Source organism: Microbispora sp. H10836, from assembly GCF_012999525.1.
In the GTDB taxonomy this organism is placed as follows: Bacteria; Actinomycetota; Actinomycetes; order Streptosporangiales; family Streptosporangiaceae; genus Microbispora.
This window is the reverse complement of the sequence record NZ_JABBWU010000014.1, coordinates 244,772-260,805: the sequence shown is the minus strand read 5'-3', so window position 1 is coordinate 260,805 and position 16,034 is coordinate 244,772. Positions and strand designations below refer to the sequence as shown.

Here is a 16,034-nt window from a genome sequence, read left to right as displayed (position 1 = left end):
ATGGTGGCCATGACCGGCCCCTTTCAACGTTTCGCGTCTTTGCTCTGTCTTTGACATCTCAAGCAAACCGCGATCACCGGCCCTGCCGCAGGAGCCGTACGGCACGCCGCGTCCGCCCCGAAGTCCCGCGATCATGGGACTTTCGTCGTACGTCCGGCCGTACGGCGCGTACTGGTGCCCCGGTCATTCCGGCGAGGGCGGGTCCAGCCGCAGGCGGCCGGCCTCCGTCCGCGCGTCGACCTTCCCCGTCACGCCGCGTACGGTGACGTCGCCGTGCTCGCTGCGGATCGTGACCTCGATGTCCCTCGGCACCACGAACGCGTAGTCGGTGTGGCTCCCGGCCGTGTCCTTGAGCGGGCCGCAGATCGAACCGGCTGGGCCTCACCGCCACGCCTGGCGCGCGGCCCATCGCTCCACCGTCGTCGTCCCCCGGTGGAGCCACCCCTCCGGGATCGGCGGTGGTGCGGCCGCTGCGGCCGGGGCGTAGAACCCGGCGATTCCTTCGGCCGCCTCCCGGCCCACGACCGGCGTGATGAGCCGGGCGTACTCGGCGGGCTCGACCCACAGGTAGCGCACCGGCCTTCCGGCGGCGGAGGCCGCGGCGGCGGCGAGCCGGTCACCGGTGACCTCCTCCGGGCCCGTCACGACGAGCCGCGCGGGCGGCTCGGCCCCGGCCAACGCCTCACCGACGGCCTCCGCCAGGTCGTCGAGCGACGACCACGGCACGGGGGTCTCCGCCGGCAGAGGATAGACCAGCTCACCGTGCTCGCGGACGCGCCGGGCCGACCAGGGCTGCACCAGGTTCTCCAGGTACGGCCCCGCGGGACCGATCACTGACGCGGCCTCCACCCGCGCGGGCAGATCCCGGGCGAACAGGACCCGGGCGTCGACGAACGGGACACCCACCGGGTCCGGCGGCAGCGGCATCCCCGGATTGAACACCACCCGCGACACGGCGGCCTCGCAGAGAGCGGCGAGCACCGACGCCGCGTGCCGCAGGGCGATCTCGCCGAACACCTGCGGAAGCTGCACGACGACCGCGTCGGCGCCCTTGTACGCCGCGGCGAGGGAGGCGGCGTCGGCCAGATCGGCGGAGGCGGAGTTCAGCGGCCGGACCTGGTGCCCGAGCGCGCGCAGCCTCCGTACGACGGGAGAGCCCTGGGTTCCGGTCGCGCCGTGCACGGCGACGATCATCTTCGTCATGCGGCCGACGCTAGAGCCGTTGCTTCATCTTTTGAAGTAGGCACTTTTCCTGTAGTAACTACAGCTATGGAAACAAGCCAGGCACCGCGGCCGGTCACGCCCGAAGAATGCGTCGTCACGCGGACGCTGACGTTCGTCGGCAGCAGGTGGACGCCGCTGGTCATCTGGCACCTGCTCGACGGCACCAAGCGATACGGCGAGCTTCGTCAGGCGCTGCCCGGGATCAGCCCCAAGACGCTGGCCGACCGCCTGCAGGCCCTGGAGGAGCGCGGACTGGTCACGCGCACGGTGCATCCGGAAAAACCGCCGCGCGTGGAGTACGCCCTGACGCCCCGGGGTTTCGCACTCGGGAACATCCTCGACGACGTCGCGCGGTGGGGCGAAGAGTGGGAGGACGCGAACTGAGCGACAGCCGTCGATCTTTCAGGCCGATCGATGTGTGGAGGTCTGGACGGCCCAGGCGGGTTCACTGCGGACGTCGCGACCGGAGCGGGCCCAACGACCGGTGGGGAGGGGTCCTGAGTCTCTACCCGCTTCGGTCGTCCCGGCGGGAGGCTGCGATCGACAGTCCCCGAGAGAAGGAGGTCCGGCCATGACACGCGTGCTGGTCGCCTACGGATCCAGACGAGGCTCGACCGCGGAGATCGCGGGCTGGATCGGCGAGACCCTGCGCGGGCAGGGGCTCGAGACCGAGGTCGCGGACGCCGGGTCGGTCCGCGACGTGACCGCCTACGACGCCGTGGTGCTGGGCGGAGCGTTGTATGCGGGACACTGGCACAAGGACGCCCGGCGCTTCGCCCGGCGGCACGCCGCGGCCCTGTCGGGCCGGCCGGTGTGGCTGTTCAGCAGCGGGCCGCTCGACCGGTCCGCGGACGAGGCCGAGATCCCGCCGGTTCCCCAGGTGGCCCGGGCGTCGGAGGCTCTCGGCGCGGTGGGGCACCGGACGTTCGGAGGGCGGCTCGCCCGCGACGCCAAGGGCTTCATCACCGCGAGGATCGCCGAAAGGACCGGGGGCGACTACCGCGACGCCGACCGGGTGCGCGCCTGGGCGCGAGAGGTCGCCGAGCGTGTGGCGACCGGGCATCGGACGGAGGTCTGACCGGCTCCCCGCCCGCACTCCGCCCCCACCCCGCCCGGCGGCCGGCCGGAAGCGGGCACAATGAACGGCGGCAGGACGCGATCGGCCACGACTCGAGGAGCGGCGCGTGAATGGGTGGCCGGAGGCGCTCCGCAGGTCGCCGGCGCGGCTGATCGCGTTGACCTTCGCCCTGTCCGTGCCCTTCTGGCTGGCCGGTGCCGTGATCGGCCGCCTGTCGGAGACGCTGCCCGTCAGTGCGCTGATGGCGTGCTGCCCCCTGCTGGCGGCGATGGCGCTCGTGCGGCGTCATGAGCCGCGCGGAGCCGTGCACGGTCTGCTGCGGCGCGTCGTGGACTGGCGTGCCGCCCCCGACCCCGGCTGGTACGCACTCGCGATCGCGGTGCCGCTGGGGGTGATGGCCGCCTCCTACGCCGTGCTGGTCCTCCTGGGCCGGTCACTGCCCGAGCCGCGGATCGCGCCGGTCGAGATCCCACTGCTGTCCGCCGTGTTCCTCGTCGCCGCCGTCTGCGAGGAGGCGGGCTGGACCGCGTACGCCACCGATGCGCTGCGCGCCCGCCTTAACGTGCCGGCCACCGGCGTCGTCCTGGGCGTGGTGTGGGCGGTCTGGCACCTCGTCCCGTACGCGCAGGCCGGCCACGGCCCGCTGTGGATCGCGGGGCAGTGTCTGTACACCGTGGCGCTGCGGGTCGTCATCGTCTGGCTGTACCAGCGCAGTGCGAGCGTGCTCGCCGCGGTCGTCTGCCATGCCGCCTCCAACGTCGGCTGGTCCCTCTTCCCCGACCACGGGTCGCACTACGACCCGGTCGTCAGCGGGACCGTCGCCGCCGGCGTCGCCCTGCTCGTCGTGGCCGCGTGGCCCGGGCGGTCCCCCCGGTGACACCCGGCACGCCGGGCCGACGCGGGCGGTGTGGCAGAGGTGCGGACGTCACCGGCGTCCCTGGCCGGCAGCGGGCGCCGCGACATGGGCCACCACCGGCTCGCCGTGCACGGCGCGGCGGTACGCCTCGCGGGCCGCGGCGCGGATGAGTTCCGGGCAGGCGGACGCGGTGGGGCGGATGCACACGTAGATGTGCACCATGCCGTCGATGTCCGCCAGGCGCACGTCGTCCACCGTCTCGGTGAACTCCTCCTGCAGGGCCTCCCGCACGGTGCGCCGTGCGGCCGGGCCGGTGGCCTGTTCGCGGTTCTCTTCGCCGTCCTGCCGGCGGGGGACCGGACGGGGGTCGGTGCTCAGGATCGTCATGACTCAACCGTGCCGTCGGCCGTCCGGCGCGGGGAGGGCCGAAGGTCCCCGGACCAGGCGCCGGACGTCGCTTCCGGTCCCGGCCGCGATCCGTGCACGCGTCGAGCGCCCGGCCGGTCACACACTGGTCACTCCGTGCGCGGCGAACTGGGCGTGCACGCGTTCCAGCAGGTCCTGGTCCGGCGGCTTGACGTCGGCCAGCGGGTAGGCCAGCCCGAGCCGGGCGTACTTGCCGGCGGCCATGCGGTGGAAGGGCAGGACGTCGACCCGCTCGACGTTGCCGAGCGACGCGACGAACCGGGCCAGGCCCTCGACGTTCTCCTCGGCGTCGGTGTGGCCGGGCACCAGGACGAACCGCACCCAGACCGGGCGGCCCAGGTCGGCCAGGCGGCGGGCGAAGCGCAGGGTCGGCTCCAGGCTCCCGCCGGTGAGCCGCCGGTAGCCCTGCGGGTCGTACGACTTGATGTCGAGCAGCACGAGGTCGGTGTCGGCCAGCAGCGCGTCGCTCGCCCGGTCGCCGAGGTAGCCGGAGGTGTCCAGCGCGGTGTGCAGGCCGCTCTCATGGCAGCGGCGCAGCAGTTCGCCGGTGAAGCGGGGCTGCAGCAGCGGCTCGCCGCCGCTGACCGTCACCCCGCCGCCGGCGACCGAGATGAACCGCCGGTAGCGGTCCACCTCGGTCATGACCTCGTCCACCGTTACCCGGCGGCCGTCGCGCATGCGCCAGGTCTCCGGGTTGTGGCAGTACAGGCAGCGCAGCGGGCAGCCGCAGGTGAACACCACGAAGCGGGTGCCGGGACCGTCCACGCCGACCGACACGTCCCACGACTCGATGACGCCGCCGCCGGCCGCCGGCTCCGCCTGGCAGAGCTCGGCGGCGGCGTCCTCCCGCAGCCGGGCGGTGGAGTCCTGGGCGAGCCGGGCGGTGGTGTCCTGGGCGAGCCGGGCAGTGGAGTCCTGGTGGAGCCGGGCGGTGGCGCCGTTACGCGGTTCGTCGCGCATCACAGCCGCCCGTGGAAGGTGCGGTCGATGACGTCCTGCTGCTGTTCCCGGGTTAGCCGGACGAAGTTGACGGCGTACCCGGAGACGCGGATGGTGAGCTGCGGGTACTTCTCGGGGTGGTCCATCGCGTCGATCAGCGTGGCCCGGTCGAGCACGTTGACGTTCATGTGGAAGCCGCCCGCGTCGAAGTAGCCGTCGAGCACGCCCACGAGGTCGGCGACCCGGTCGTCGGCCGTGCGGCCCAGCCCGTCCGGGGTGACCGTGCTGGTGAGCGAGATGCCGTCCTGCGCCTGCTCGTAGGGGAGCTTGGCCACCGACAGCGCCGAGGCGACCAGGCCGTGCCGGTCGCGGCCGTTCATCGGGTTGGCGCCGGGAGCGAAGGGCGTGCCGGCCCTGCGTCCGTCGGGCGTGTTGCCGGTGTGCTCGCCGTACACCACGTTGGAGGTGATGGTGAGCACCGACTGGGTGTGCTCGGCGTCGCGGTAGGACGGGTTGCGGCGGATCTTGTCCATGAACGACCTGACGAGGTCGACGGCGATGGCGTCGGCGCGGTCGTCGTTGTTGCCGTACGCCGGGTAGTCGCCCTCGACCACGTAGTCCACGGCCAGCCCGGTCACGTCCCGGAGCACCCGGACCGTCGCGTGCTTGACGGCCGACAGGCTGTCGGCGGCCACCGACAGGCCGGCGATGCCGCAGGCGAGCGTGCGCTTGACGGGGTAGTCGTGCAGCGCCATCTCGATGCGCTCGTAGGCGTACTTGTCGTGCATGTAGTGGATGACGTTCAGCGCGTTCACGTAGGTCTTCGCGAGCCAGTCCATCATCCGGTCGAACGCCGCCGCGACCTCCTCGTAGTCGAGCACGTCGCCGGTCAGCGCGGGGTAGGCGGGGCCGACCTGCTCGCCGCTGATCTCGTCCCGGCCGCCGTTGATCGCGTACAGCAGGGCCTTGGCGAGGTTGACCCGGGCGCCGAAGAACTGCATCTGCTTTCCGACGGGGGCGGCCGAGACGCAGCAGGCGATGGCGGTGTCGTCGCCGTACCGCGGCCGCATCAGCTCGTCGCTCTCGTACTGGATCGAGCTGGTCTCGATGGACAGGCGGGCGCAGAAGCGCTTGAACGGCTCGGGCAGCCGCGGCGACCAGAAGACCGTCAGGTTCGGCTCAGGGGCGGGGCCGAGGTTGCGCAGCGTCTGCAGGTAGCGGTAGCTGGTGCGGGTGACCAGCGGCCTGCCGTCGGCGCCGATGCCGCCGATCGACTCGGTCACCCAGGTCGGGTCGCCGGAGAAGAGCTGGTCGTACTCGGGGGTGCGCAGGAAGCGGACGATGCGCAGCTTGATGACGAAGTCGTCGACCAGCTCCTGCGCCTCCTGCTCGGTGAGCCGTCCCTCGGCGAGGTCCCGCTCCAGGTAGACGTCCACGAACGTGGAGGTGCGGCCGAGGGACATGGCCGCGCCGTTCTGCTCCTTGACGGCGGCGAGGTAGGCGAAGTAGAGCCACTGGATGGCCTCGCGCGCGGTGGCCGCGGGCCGGGAGATGTCGTAGCCGTAGGAGGCGGCCATCCGCTTCAGCTCGTCGAGGGCGCGCAGTTGCTCGGCCAGCTCCTCCCGGTCGCGGATGACCGCGTCCGTGGAGAACTCGCCGTCCAGCGTGCGCAGCTCGGCCCGCTTGGCCTCGATCAGCCGGTCCACGCCGTACAACGCGACCCGCCGGTAGTCGCCGATGATGCGCCCGCGGCCGTACGCGTCGGGCAGCCCGGTGATGATCCCGGCGCGGCGGGCCGCCCGGATCTCCGGCGTGTACGCGTCGAAGACGCCGTCGTTGTGCGTCTTGCGATACCGGGTGAAGATCTCCTTGACCCCGGGGTCGAGCGTGTAGCCGTACGCGGCGAGGCCGCTCTCGACCATCCGCAGCCCGCCCGCCGGCATGATGGCCCGCTTCAGCGGGGCGTCGGTCTGCAGTCCGACGATCAGTTCGCGCTCGGAGTCGATGTAGCCGGGCCGGTGCGCGGTGATCGAGGAGGGGGTGGTGGTGTCCACGTCGTATATCCCGCGCCGCCGCTCCTCGGGAAACAGGTCCGACACCTCCGCCCAGACCGCGCGGGTCCGCTCGGTCGGCCCGGCGAGGAACGACTCGTCGCCCTCGTACGGCGTGTAGTTGGCCTGGATGAAGTCGCGCACGTCGACGCTCCCGTGCCAGGTCGTGCCGCGGAAACCGCGCCACGCCACGTGCGCGGGCGCCGGCGCGTCCGCCTGTCGCCTGACCTCGGTGACGGTCATCGTCTACCCCCTTCGTCGGTTCCGTCTCCACTGTCGTCCCTGAGCCGGCCGCCCTTCGCGCGCGGAAGTCATCGATCATGGGGACCAAAGTCACCCGTCCGATTCAATGGATAAGTCAGGGTCTTCTGGGTACCGCCGGAAGGACCAAGGTCCCTGACGTCCCCGCCGTCCCACCGGGAGGGTAGGGCGGAAGATCCTCTCCCCCCGGAGGAAGGCAATGACAGTCGGCTCGGCAGCCGTCCAGGAGACACGCAGGGGCGGCCGGGCGGTCGCGCTGGTGCTGGCGACGGCAGGGTTCGCGGTGAACTTCTGGGCGTGGGCGCTGCTCAGCCCGCTCAGCGCGACATACAAGGACCTGCTCGGGCTCACTCCGTTCGAGGCGTCGGTCCTGGTCGCGATCCCGGTCATCGTCGGGTCGCTGGGGCGGATCGTGCTCGGCGCGCTGACCGACCGGTACGGCGGGCGGCTGATGTTCGCGGTGGCGAGCATGCTCGGCGTGATCCCGGTGGTCTTCCTCGCCTTCGCCGAGAGCTATCCGGCGTTGCTGGCCGGGGGGCTCGTCCTGGGCCTGACGGGGGCGACCTTCGCGATCGGCGTGCCGTTCGTCAACGCCTGGTTCCCGCCGGAGCGCCGAGGGCTGGCCCTGGGCGTCTTCGGGATGGGCAACATCGGCACGGCGATCTCCGGCTTCGCCACTCCCTGGCTCGCGGACCGGTTCGGCCGGCCGGTGCCGTTCTTCGTGGTCGCGGTCGCGCTGGTGGTCGTCGGGCTGGCGTTCCTGGCGTTCGGCCGGGAGGCGCCCGGTGCCCGTCGCGCGACCGAGCCGTTCCTCGCCAGGTTCCTGGCCGCGGGGCGGTTGCGCGTCACCCGCGAACTGGCCGCGATGTACGCGCTGACCTTCGGCGGGTTCGTGGCGTTCGGCGCCTACCTGCCGCTGTATCTGAAGGCGGTCTACGGGCTGTCCACGGCCGACGCGGCCGCGCGGGCGGCCGGGTTCGTCGTGCTGGCCACGCTCGCCCGGCCGGTCGGCGGCTGGCTCGCGGACCGCTTCGGCGGCGAGATCGTGCTCTCCGGGGCGCTCGCCGTGGCGGTGGTGTGCGCGGTCGCCGTGTCGTTCGCCCCGCCGATGCCACTGGCGACGGCCGGCTTCCTGGCCATGGCGGCCTCGCTCGGCCTGGGCAACGGTGCGATCTTCGCGCTGCTCGGCCGGGCCGTGCCGGCGCACGCGATCGGCAGCGCGACCGGCGTGGTCGGCGCGGTCGGCGGTCTCGGCGGATTCCTGCCGCCGATCGTCATGGGCCTCATCTACCAGGCCACCGCTTCGTACGCCATCGGGCTCATGCTGCTGGCGGCCGTCGCGGCGGCGGCGCTGGTCTACTGCTGGTTCGTCCTGCGGCCCTCCGGGACCGCCCCCCTGACCCAGGGAGAGGGAATCTGATGTCGAGGATCGACGGGCCGGTCAGCGACGCCCTGCTCGGACTGGGACGGCACCTGCGCCGCGGCGAGGTGTCGCCGGACCTGCGCGCGCTCCACCAGGTCGGCGGGCGGCAGGGTGACGTGTTCTACCGCGACCGGTGGAGCCACGACAAGGTGGTGCGCTCGACCCACGGGGTGAACTGCACCGGGTCGTGCTCCTGGAAGGTGTACGTCAAGGACGGCATCATCACCTGGGAGGCGCAGCAGACCGACTACCCCAGCGTGGGCGACGACCGTCCCGAATACGAGCCGCGGGGCTGCCCGCGCGGTGCGGCCTTCTCCTGGTACACCTACTCGCCGACCCGGGTGCGCTACCCGTACGCCCGGGGCGTGCTGGTGGAGATGTACCGCGAGGCGAAGGCGCGGCTGGGCGACCCGGTGGCGGCCTGGGCCGAGATCACGACCGACCCCGTGAAGCGCCGCCGCTACCAGGAGGTCCGGGGCAGGGGCGGGCTCGTCCGCGTCTCCTGGGACGAGGCCGCCGAGATCGTCGCCGCCGCGCACGTGCACACGATCAAGACCTACGGCCCCGACCGGATCGCCGGGTTCTCGCCGATTCCGGCCATGTCGATGGTCTCCCACGCCGTGGGCGCGCGGTTCGTCTCGCTGCTCGGCGGCACGATGCTGTCGTTCTACGACTGGTACGCCGACCTGCCGGTGGCCTCGCCCCAGGTCTTCGGCGACCAGACCGACGTGCCGGAGTCGGCGGACTGGTGGGACGCCTCCTACCTGATGCTGTGGGGTTCCAACGTGCCGGTCACCCGCACCCCCGACGCGCACTACATGGCCGAGGCCCGCTACCGGGGGCAGAAGGTCGTCGTCATGGCCCCGGACTACAACGACGCCGCCAAGTTCGCCGACGAATGGCTGGCCCCGCACCCCGGCACGGACGGCGCGCTGGCGATGGCGATGGGCCACGTGATCCTCCGGGAGTTCTTCGTCGACCGCGAGACGCCCCGCTTCCTCGACTACGTCAGGCGCTACACCGACCTGCCCTTCCTGGTGCGGCTGCGCGAGCACGACGGCGCGTACGTGCCGGACAAGTTCCTCACCTCGGCCGACCTGGGCGAGCAGGGGGAAGAGGCCGCGTTCAAGACCGTGCTGCTCGACGCGCGGGACGGCGAACCGGTCGTGCCCGGCGGCTCGCTCGGCTTCCGGTTCTCCGCCGAGGGCGAGGGCCGCTGGAACCTCGACCTCGGCGACGTCGACCCGCTGCTCACCCTGCTCGCGGACGGCGAGGCCGTCCCGGTCTCGCTGCCGCGCTTCGACGCTCCCGGCGAGGCGGTGATGCGCCGCGGCGTGCCCGCCCGCCGGGTGAACGGTCACCTGGTCACCACGGTCCTCGACCTGATGCTCGCGCAGTACGGCGTGGCCCGCGACGGGCTGCCGGGGGAGTGGCCGTCCGGGTACGACGACCCGGCGCAGCCGTACACCCCCGCCTGGCAGGAGGCGATCACCTCGGTGCCGGCGGACGCGGCGGCGCGGATCGCCCGGGAGTTCGCCCGCAACGCCGAGGAGTCCGGCGGCCGATCGATGATCATCCTGGGTGCGGGGACCAACCACTGGTTCCACTCCGACACGATGTACCGGGCTTTCCTCGCGCTGGTCACGCTGACCGGCTGTCAGGGCGTCAACGGCGGCGGCTGGGCGCACTACGTCGGGCAGGAGAAGTGCCGCCCGGTCACCGGCTGGGCGCAGCTGGCCTCCGGCCTCGACTGGTCCCGCCCGCCCCGCCAGATGATCGGCACGGCGTACTGGTATCTCAACACGGGGCAGTGGCGCTACGACGAGCACACCGCCGACGTCGTGGCCTCACCGCTCGGCGGCGGGACGTTCGCGGGAAGGACCAGCGCCGACCTGCTCGCTCAGTCCGCCCGGATGGGGTGGATGCCGTCCTATCCCACCTTCGGCCGCAACCCCCTCGACCTCGCCGACGAGGCCGAGCGCGCCGGCCGGGAGGCGGGCCCGTACGTCGTGGAGGAGGTGCGCGCGGGCCGCCTCGGCTTCGCCTGCGAGGACCCCGACGCGCCGGAGAACTGGCCGCGGGTGCTCACCGTGTGGCGGGCGAACCTGCTCGGCTCCTCGGCGAAGGGCAACGAGTTCTTCCTGCGGCACCTGCTCGGCGCCTCCGACGCGGTGCGGGCCGAGGAGAACGGCCCGGACCGGCGGCCCGGCGACGTGACCTGGCGGGACGAGGCGCCCCGGGGCAAGCTCGACCTGCTGCTGTCGCTCGACTTCCGGATGACCTCGACGACGCTGTTCTCCGACATCGTGCTCCCGGCGGCCACCTGGTACGAGAAGCACGACCTGTCGTCCACCGACATGCACCCGTTCGTGCACGCCTTCACCCCGGCCATCGACCCGCCCTGGCAGACCCGCACCGACTTCGCCGCCTTCCACGCCATCGCGCGGGCGTTCAGCGCGCTGGCCCGCGAGCATCTCGGCGTACGCCGGGACGTCGTCGCCGTGCCGCTGCTGCACGACACGCCGGACGAGCTGGCCAGCCCGCACGGCCGGGTGCGCGACTGGCGGGAGACCGGCGAGGAGCCGGTGCCGGGCCGTACGTTCCCGAAGATCGTGGTGGTCGAGCGGGACTACGGTGCGATCGCCGACAAGCTGGCCGCCCTCGGTCCGCTCGCCGAGCGCCTGGGCGCCACGACGAAGGGCGTGACGTTCGACGTCGCGGCCGAGGTCGAACGGCTGGGCAGGGTCAACGGGACCGTACGCGGGGGAGCGGCCGACGGCCGGCCTTCGCTGGCGACGGACGTCGCGATGTGCGAGACGATCCTCGCGCTGTCCGGCACCACCAACGGCAGGCTGGCGGCCCAGGGGTTCGAGACCCTGGCCCGCCGTACGGGTACCGACCTCGGCGGCCTGGCCGACGAGCATCGCCGGATCACCTTCGCCGACACGCAGGCGCGGCCGACCCCGGTGATCACCTCGCCGGAGTGGTCGGGCAGCGAGACCGGAGGCAGGCGCTACTCCGCCTTCACCATCAACGTCGAGCACCACAAGCCCTGGCACACCCTCACCGGCCGCCAGCACTTCTACCTCGACCACGACTGGATGCAGGAGGCCGGCGAGGCGCTGCCCGTCTACCGGCCGCCGCTCAACACGGCCGCCCTCGCCGCGGGGCCGGGCGGCGAGAACGGCATCGTGGTGCGCTACCTCACCCCGCACTCCAAATGGTCGATCCACTCCGAGTATCAGGACAACCTGCTGATGCTGACGCTGTCGCGGGGCGGCCCGACGATCTGGATGAGCCCGGACGACGCGGCGCGGGCCGGCATCCGCGACAACGACTGGGTCGAGGCGGTCAACCGGAACGGCGTGGTGGTCGCGCGGGCCGTGGTCTCGCACCGCATGCCCGCCGGGACCGTGTACATGTACCACGCGCAGGAGCGCGTGGTGGACGTGCCCAAGAGCGAGACCTCCGGCAGGCGCGGCGGCATCCACAACAGCCTCACCCGCCTGCTGATCAAGCCCACCCACCTGATCGGCGGGTACGCGCAGCTCAGCTTCGCCTTCAACTATCTCGGGCCGACGGGCCACCAGCGCGACGAGGTCACGGTGATCCGCCGCCGTGCCCAGGAGGTGGACTACTGATGACGCGCGTGATGGCTCAGCTGGCGATGGTGATGAACCTGGACAAGTGCATCGGCTGCCACACCTGTTCGGTCACCTGCAAGCAGGCGTGGACCAACCGGGCCGGCACCGAGTACGTCTGGTTCAACAACGTGGAGACTCGGCCCGGCCAGGGCTACCCCCGCACGTACGAGGACCAGGACAGGTGGAAGGGCGGCTGGGAGCTCAACCGGCGCGGCCGGCTCCAGCTCAAAGCCGGCGGGCGGCTGAAGAAGCTGCTGACCATCTTCGCCAACCCGCTGATGCCGTCCATCGGCGACTACTACGAGCCCTGGACCTACGACTACGACCGCCTGTTCTCGGCGCCGGTCACCGAGGACACCCCGGTCGCCCGGCCCCGCTCGCTCATCACCGGCCAACCGACGAAGATCAAATGGAGCGCCAACTGGGACGACGACCTCGCGGGCGCACCTGAACTGGCTCCGGCCGATCCCGTGCTGCGCAAGGTGTCCGACCAGGTGAAGCTCGAGTTCGAGCGGGCCTTCATGTTCTACCTGCCGCGCATCTGCGAGCACTGCCTCAACCCGTCGTGCGTCGCCTCCTGCCCCTCCGGCGCGATGTACAAGCGCTCGGAGGACGGCATCGTGCTGGTGGACCAGGACCGCTGCCGCGGCTGGCGGATGTGCGTCACCGGCTGCCCGTACAAGAAGGTGTACTTCAACCACCGCACCGGCAAGGCCGAGAAGTGCACCTTCTGCTACCCGAGGATCGAGGTCGGCATCCCGACCGTGTGCTCGGAGACCTGCGTCGGCCGGCTGCGCTACATCGGGCTGATCCTCTACGACGCCGACCGCGTCGCGGAGGCGGCGTCCACCCCGGACGAGAAGGCGCTGTACGAGGCGCAGAAGAGCGTCATGCTCGACCCCCGCGACCCCGAAGTGATCGCCGCGGCCCGGGCCTCCGGCATACCGGAGGACTGGCTGGAGGCGGCGAGGAACTCCCCGATATACAAGCTGATCTTCGACTACGGGGTGGCGCTGCCGCTGCATCCCGAGTATCGGACCATGCCGATGGTCTGGTACATCCCGCCCCTGTCGCCCGTGGTCGACGTGCTGCGCGAGACCGGCCACGACGGGGAGCGGGCCGGCAACCTGTTCGGCGCCATCGACGCGCTGCGCATCCCGATCGGCTACCTGGCCGAGCTGTTCACCGCCGGAGACCCCGAGCCCGTACGCGCCGTGCTGCGCCGCCTGGCCGCGATGCGGTCGTACATGCGGGGGATCAACCTCGCCGGGGAGCGCGAGGAGTCGATCCCGGCCGCCGTCGGGCTCAAGGGCGACCAGATCGAGGAGATGTACCGCCTGCTGGCCATCGCCCCCTACGGCGAGCGGTACGTCATCCCCAAGGCGCACGCCGAGCAGGGCGCCCGGCTGGAGGAGCTCGCCACCGAATGCAGTCTCGACTACGACGGCGGCCCCGGCATGGGCGGCCCCTTCGGCGAGGCGTCCGGCACGCCCGCCCCCGTGGCGGTGGAGAACTTCCACGCCCTTAAGGAGCGGCAGGCCACCGACGACCTGGACCGGGCGGACGAGCTGCGCGGCCGGGTCAACCTGCTCAACTGGGACGGCAAGGGCACTCCGGACGGGCTGTTCCCGAAGCGGAAGGACAAGTCGTGAGCGACCGCACGGTTCACCTGACGGCCTCGGTGCTGCTGTCCTATCCGGACGAGCGGCTCGTCGAGGCGCTGCCGCTGCTGAACGCCGCTGTGGCCGGGCTGGCGCCGGGCGAGCCCGCCAGGCGGCTGGCCGCCTTCCTCGGCCACGTGGCCACGACACCGCCGCATGAGCTGGCCGAGCACTACGTCGCGACCTTCGACCTCAAGCGCCGCTGCTGCCCTTATCTGACCTACTACACCTACGGCGACACCCGGCGGCGCGGGATGGCCCTGCTGCGCTTCACGCAGGCCTACCGGGCGGCGGGGTTCGAGGTCACCGGGGAGCTGCCCGACCATCTGGGCGTGGTGTGCGAGCTGTCCGGCCGCGGCGCCACCGAGCAGGCCGTACGGCTGCTGCGCGAACACCGTCCCGGACTGGAGACGCTGCTGGGTGCCCTGCGGGAGGAGCGCTCACCGTACGCCGACGTCGTCGCGGCGGTGCTGGCGACGCTCCCCCCGCCCACCGAGCGGGAGCGCCAGGCCGCCCTGCGCCTGGCGGAGGAGGGCCCGCCGGCCGAGGAGGTCGGCCTGGAGCCGTACGGGCCTGTGGGAGGTGTCCGGTGAGCGCGCTCGACGTGACCCTGTGGGTCGTGGCGCCCTACGTCGCGCTGACGGTCTTCGTGCTCGGCCACGTCTGGCGCTACCGCTACGACAAGTTCGGCTGGACGACCCGGTCGTCACAGATGTACGAGTCACGGCTGCTGCGGATCGGCAGCCCGCTGTTCCACTTCGGGATCCTGGTCGTGCTCCTCGGCCACATCGGCGGCCTGGTGATCCCCAAGACCTGGACAGAGGCGGCCGGAGTGAGCGAGCACGCCTACCATCTCGCCGCGGTCGCGCTCGGCACGGTCGCCGGAGTCTGCACCGTCGCGGGCCTGGCCATCCTGATCTACCGTCGCCGCACGGTCGGCCCGGTCTTCACCGCCACCACCCGCAACGACAAGCTGATGTACGCGCTGCTCGCCCTGACCATCGCGCTCGGGCTGGCCGCCACCGTCGTCGCCAACATCCTCGGCGGCGGCTACGACTACCGCACCACCATCTCGCCCTGGTTCCGGTCGGTCTTCTATCTCCAGCCGCAGGGCGAGTCGATGGCGGCCGCGCCGATCCTGTTCAAGCTGCACGCGCTCAGCGCGCTCGTCCTGTTCGCCGTCTGGCCGTTCACCCGGCTGGTGCACATGCTCACCGCACCCGTCGGATACCTCACCCGTCCGTACATCGTCTACCGCAGCCGGGACGACCGGCGCGGCTCGCGTCCGCCCCGCCGAGGCTGGGAGCCCGCGGCCGTCCCTGACGACTCGCGTCGACGGTGATCACGGCGGCTCCGTCACCAGTGCGCTGATCCGGTCCACGAGACCGGGCATGTCGGCGTCCGGCACGGGATCCAGCTGCCACTCGGCGAGCCGCAGGGACGCCTCGACCACGGCCTTCGCCCGCTCGTGGCGGCGGTCCATGAACGCGTCGAACACCGGCCGGCCGAGCCTGTCGGCGGCGAGCAGCAGCTCGGCCAGGACGGCGGCGTCCTCCAGGCACTGGGCCGCCCCCTGGGCGATGGTGGGCGGGCAGGCGTGCGCGGCGTCGCCGATCAGGACGACGCGGCCGCGGTTCCACGGACGGTCCACCAGCAGCGACTCGAACCACGTGTAGTTGATGCGCTCGGGGTCGGTGATGTCCTCCCGGATCTCGTCCCACGGCCCGCCGTATCCTTCGGCGAGGGCCCGCATGTGCGCCACCCTGTCGCCGACCGCCTCACGTGGGCGGGCCTTCTCGACGAGATAGGCGTACATGGTGTCCGGGCCGGTCGGGCAGTACCCGGCGGTGAAGCAGGGGCCGCCGTAGATGAGGTCGGTACGCTCGATCCCGGCCGGACGGCGGGTGTGGACGCGCCAGATGCCCAAGCCGGTCGGCCGCGGGGCGTCGTCGATCCCGATCAGCCCGCGCACCGCCGAGCGGATGCCGTCGGCGCCCACGACCAGGTCGTACGTGCCGGTGGTGCCGTCGGACAGCCGCACGTCGACCCGGTCGCCGGTGTCGGTCAGCGTCTCCACGGTCACGCCGAACCTGGTCCGCGCCCCGGCCGCGCGTACGGCGTCGGCGAGGACGGCCGTCAGCTGGGGGCGGTTCACGCCGAGCGCGGCGGGCAGATCGGGGCCCCCGGTGCGGGCGCCGGGGATCTCCGCGAGCAGCGTGCCGTCCGGGGCGCGCAGCCCGAGCGAGTCGAACGGGAATCCGGCGGCGGCGACGCGGTCCCAGACGCCGAGGTCGCGCAGCACCCGCAGCGCGTTGCCCTGCAGGGTGATGCCCGAGCCGAGCGCGGTGACCGCGGGCCGGATCTCCACGACGTCCACGGCGACCCCGGCGCGGGCGAGCGGGATCGCCAGGGCCGATCCGGCGGTGCCGCCGCCGACGATGAGAACGTTGCCTACTGCCGGCATGGTGGTC

General features: G+C 72.2%; 14 protein-coding genes. 8 read left to right on the top strand and 6 right to left on the bottom strand.

Annotated features, from left to right (window positions below):
- Window positions 1–183: 183 nt before the first annotated feature.
- Both HHX30_RS42830 and HHX30_RS25720 read right to left on the bottom strand, forming a co-directional pair.
- Window positions 184–312 (bottom strand): hypothetical protein, encoded by a 129-nt coding sequence (locus HHX30_RS42830; RefSeq protein WP_283246866.1) that lies wholly within the window; start codon window positions 310–312, stop codon window positions 184–186.
- Between the two features lie 69 nt (window positions 313–381).
- Window positions 382–1,203, bottom strand: coding sequence for an SDR family oxidoreductase (locus tag HHX30_RS25720; protein ID WP_169984535.1), 822 nt, complete (start codon window positions 1,201–1,203; stop codon window positions 382–384).
- A 66-nt stretch (window positions 1,204–1,269) separates the two neighbouring features.
- Here HHX30_RS25720 and HHX30_RS25715 point away from each other — a divergent pair, with 66 nt between their 5' ends.
- From HHX30_RS25715 to HHX30_RS43390, 3 genes are all read left to right on the top strand, one after another.
- Window positions 1,270–1,608, top strand: coding sequence for a helix-turn-helix domain-containing protein (locus tag HHX30_RS25715; RefSeq protein ID WP_169984534.1), 339 nt, complete (start codon window positions 1,270–1,272; stop codon window positions 1,606–1,608).
- A 187-nt stretch (window positions 1,609–1,795) separates the two neighbouring features.
- On the top strand, window positions 1,796–2,302 hold the full coding sequence (locus tag HHX30_RS25710; RefSeq protein WP_169984533.1) for a flavodoxin domain-containing protein: 507 nt from the start codon (window positions 1,796–1,798) through the stop codon (window positions 2,300–2,302).
- A gap of 106 nt (window positions 2,303–2,408) precedes the next feature.
- Complete coding sequence (locus HHX30_RS43390; RefSeq protein ID WP_169984532.1) at window positions 2,409–3,179, top strand: CPBP family intramembrane glutamic endopeptidase; 771 nt, start codon at window positions 2,409–2,411, stop codon at window positions 3,177–3,179.
- Window positions 3,180–3,227: 48 nt separating this feature from the next.
- Here HHX30_RS43390 and HHX30_RS25700 read toward each other — a convergent pair whose 3' ends face one another.
- From HHX30_RS25700 to pflB, 3 genes are all read right to left on the bottom strand, one after another.
- Entirely contained in the window at window positions 3,228–3,545 is a 318-nt protein-coding gene (locus tag HHX30_RS25700) for a hypothetical protein (protein ID WP_169984531.1), read from the bottom strand.
- A gap of 117 nt (window positions 3,546–3,662) precedes the next feature.
- On the bottom strand, window positions 3,663–4,544 hold the full coding sequence (gene pflA / locus HHX30_RS25695) for a pyruvate formate-lyase-activating protein (protein WP_169984530.1): 882 nt from the start codon (window positions 4,542–4,544) through the stop codon (window positions 3,663–3,665).
- Window positions 4,544–6,817: a formate C-acetyltransferase gene (pflB, locus tag HHX30_RS25690; protein ID WP_169984529.1), complete on the bottom strand. Its 2,274-nt coding sequence runs from the start codon at window positions 6,815–6,817 to the stop codon at window positions 4,544–4,546. Before pflB ends, pflA begins: the two co-directional genes overlap by 1 nt.
- A gap of 217 nt (window positions 6,818–7,034) precedes the next feature.
- Here pflB and HHX30_RS25685 point away from each other — a divergent pair, with 217 nt between their 5' ends.
- The 5 genes from HHX30_RS25685 to narI are packed head-to-tail and all read left to right on the top strand — an operon-like array spanning window position 7,035 to window position 14,905.
- Entirely contained in the window at window positions 7,035–8,255 is a 1,221-nt protein-coding gene (locus tag HHX30_RS25685; protein ID WP_169984528.1) for a nitrate/nitrite transporter, read from the top strand.
- The gene (locus tag HHX30_RS25680; RefSeq protein ID WP_169984527.1) at window positions 8,255–11,899 is read left to right on the top strand and encodes a nitrate reductase subunit alpha; all 3,645 of its coding nucleotides are present in this window, start codon (window positions 8,255–8,257) and stop codon (window positions 11,897–11,899) included. Before HHX30_RS25685 ends, HHX30_RS25680 begins: the two co-directional genes overlap by 1 nt.
- The gene (narH, locus tag HHX30_RS25675) at window positions 11,899–13,554 is read left to right on the top strand and encodes a nitrate reductase subunit beta (protein WP_169984526.1); all 1,656 of its coding nucleotides are present in this window, start codon (window positions 11,899–11,901) and stop codon (window positions 13,552–13,554) included. Before HHX30_RS25680 ends, narH begins: the two co-directional genes overlap by 1 nt.
- Window positions 13,551–14,156, top strand: a complete 606-nt coding sequence (narJ, locus tag HHX30_RS25670; RefSeq protein ID WP_169984525.1) for a nitrate reductase molybdenum cofactor assembly chaperone — start codon at window positions 13,551–13,553, stop codon at window positions 14,154–14,156. The genes narH and narJ overlap by 4 nt, the downstream gene beginning before the upstream one ends.
- Window positions 14,153–14,905: a respiratory nitrate reductase subunit gamma gene (gene narI / locus HHX30_RS25665; protein ID WP_169984524.1), complete on the top strand. Its 753-nt coding sequence runs from the start codon at window positions 14,153–14,155 to the stop codon at window positions 14,903–14,905. The genes narJ and narI overlap by 4 nt, the downstream gene beginning before the upstream one ends.
- On the opposite strand, the gene HHX30_RS25660 is transcribed toward narI, so the two are convergent.
- On the bottom strand, window positions 14,906–16,027 hold the full coding sequence (locus tag HHX30_RS25660) for an FAD-dependent monooxygenase (protein ID WP_169984523.1): 1,122 nt from the start codon (window positions 16,025–16,027) through the stop codon (window positions 14,906–14,908).
- Between the last annotated feature and the right edge of the window lie 7 nt (window positions 16,028–16,034).

What these genes read in the sequence shown, in the direction of transcription:
- HHX30_RS25660 (WP_169984523.1), bottom strand. Translation starts at nt 16,027, where the DNA reads ATGCCGGCAGTAGGCAACGTTCTCATCGTCGGCGGCGGCACCGCCGGA.
- pflB (WP_169984529.1), bottom strand. Translation starts at nt 6,817, where the DNA reads ATGACCGTCACCGAGGTCAGGCGACAGGCGGACGCGCCGGCGCCCGCG.
- HHX30_RS25700 (WP_169984531.1), bottom strand. Translation starts at nt 3,545, where the DNA reads ATGACGATCCTGAGCACCGACCCCCGTCCGGTCCCCCGCCGGCAGGAC.
- HHX30_RS25685 (WP_169984528.1), top strand. Translation starts at nt 7,035, where the DNA reads ATGACAGTCGGCTCGGCAGCCGTCCAGGAGACACGCAGGGGCGGCCGG.
- HHX30_RS25715 (WP_169984534.1), top strand. Translation starts at nt 1,270, where the DNA reads ATGGAAACAAGCCAGGCACCGCGGCCGGTCACGCCCGAAGAATGCGTC.
- HHX30_RS25710 (WP_169984533.1), top strand. Translation starts at nt 1,796, where the DNA reads ATGACACGCGTGCTGGTCGCCTACGGATCCAGACGAGGCTCGACCGCG.
- narH (WP_169984526.1), top strand. Translation starts at nt 11,899, where the DNA reads ATGACGCGCGTGATGGCTCAGCTGGCGATGGTGATGAACCTGGACAAG.
- HHX30_RS25680 (WP_169984527.1), top strand. Translation starts at nt 8,255, where the DNA reads ATGTCGAGGATCGACGGGCCGGTCAGCGACGCCCTGCTCGGACTGGGA.
- pflA (WP_169984530.1), bottom strand. Translation starts at nt 4,544, where the DNA reads ATGCGCGACGAACCGCGTAACGGCGCCACCGCCCGGCTCCACCAGGAC.
- HHX30_RS25720 (WP_169984535.1), bottom strand. Translation starts at nt 1,203, where the DNA reads ATGACGAAGATGATCGTCGCCGTGCACGGCGCGACCGGAACCCAGGGC.